The organism is Helicobacter sp. 'house sparrow 1', from assembly GCF_900199585.1.
In the GTDB taxonomy this organism is placed as follows: Bacteria; Campylobacterota; Campylobacteria; order Campylobacterales; family Helicobacteraceae; genus Helicobacter_H.
This window is the reverse complement of sequence record NZ_FZQY01000002.1, coordinates 1-1,650: the sequence shown is the minus strand read 5'-3', so window position 1 is coordinate 1,650 and position 1,650 is coordinate 1. Positions and strand designations below refer to the sequence as shown.

Annotated in this window: 1 protein-coding gene; it reads right to left on the bottom strand. The window is 30.6% G+C overall.

Annotated elements, in window-relative coordinates:
* Nucleotides 1-120: 120 nt before the first annotated feature.
* The coding region (locus C6H31_RS00410) for an autotransporter outer membrane beta-barrel domain-containing protein (protein WP_158657708.1) at nt 121-1,650 on the bottom strand (1,530 nt) is incomplete at its 5' end.

The window sequence follows — 1,650 nt, the reverse complement described above, 5'->3', positions numbered from 1 at the left end:
TTCTCTTTATTTTAAAGAACATTGATGCATTGCATCTTTTAGTTTTTTCCCTCCTTGATTGATTGTTTGAGTTTAATTATTTCTACCCTAACTCTTATTTTTAGAGTTAGGGTTTAAAACTTATTCCACTACAATCACATTAGCATTTGAATTTAATTCTTTTAATATGCCTTGCATTTGATCTTTTTGTTTTAATGCATCCTGCTCACTGTTAAATGGACCTACTAGATAAGTCTTATTTTCATTATTTGTTTTTACTCTTAAATCCTCTATCTTTTTTAGAATATTCATTTCTTTTTTAGAGAGCTTGTCTTTAGAGAATAATTCTAAATAATAACCCTTAGTTGGTTCTATTTCTTTGATAGTTTGATTATCTTGAATCTCTTGAGTATTTACTTCATTATATGGAGTATATTTTGAAGCACCAAAGCTATATCTATATCCAAGATTTACTTGATAATCTGTAATAATCTTTCCTCCAAAACTTCTTTCAAAATCAAAATAGATTCGATGATTGTCTTTAATGGAGAAATTAGTTCCTACATTTAAAACAAATCTAGAAGTAGTTGATAATGGAGAAAGTGATAGCTTAGAACCTAGATTTGAAGTAAGACTTAAATCACCTCCAGAAATATAATCATTGACAAAATAAGTTCCTAGATAAATCTTAGAATTAAAGCCCTTATCTTGAGTAAAGTTTTTAAAGTCATATCCAAAGCTAGATCCCACTCTAGTTCTTAGAGTAAAGATAGAATCTTGAATACCCTCTAAAGTTGCTTGACCTAGTTTTTGTTTTAAATCAGATTGATTTAAATAACCTAATGCCACTTCTACTTGAGGATCAATAAAGAATTCTTTAGACTTTCCAAGTAAGAATCTATAACCTAATTCTTGAGAGAAAGTAACTGCAAAGTTATTAGTGCTATAGGTATCTGTTTGTCCTAAAAGATCTAATTTAGAAGTGATGTAGCTAAACTTTAAGATGCTATCGCTATAAAGTCCATTCTTCCATCCACTCTCTTTGCTAGCTCCATCTTGAACATAGGCATTATAGATAGCAAATTCCACTGCATTAGAATTGATTTTTTTAATTCCTCTATCATTATTATCAATATCAAGCATAGTTTTAGTATCAGACATAGAATTGGCATAACTTAGTGCAAAACCTACATAATTATTAGCTCCATTAAAGCCAAATGCATAATCATAACCAGCTTGGATTGTAGTATAAATACTCTTTGTTTCAAGTGCAAATTTAGAAGTTTGCATACCATTAAATATTCTTACCCAAGCACCTTGAGAATTAGCATTATTTCTTAATTCTCCCATTCTTTTATTTAAAGAATTTAGATTTGCTAGATATAAATCATAATTTGCACTCAATGCTGAAGCACTAGCTAATTGATTTGCTAAAGATGCACCTTGAGAAGTCATTGAGTTAATAAAATAAGTAGTGTAGTCATTTCCAGTAGCTAAAGCTCCTGCACCCTCACTGCCTGCAGTATTTACTTTTCCATATTGATCTGTTGTAATCCCTACAAGTGTAGTTCCTACTACATCAAACCCTTGGATTTGAGTTGCACCTTCAAAGACTGCTACTTTAGAATCTCCTGTTCCCTTAACAGTTGCTACTGCAATATTGCCTGCAGT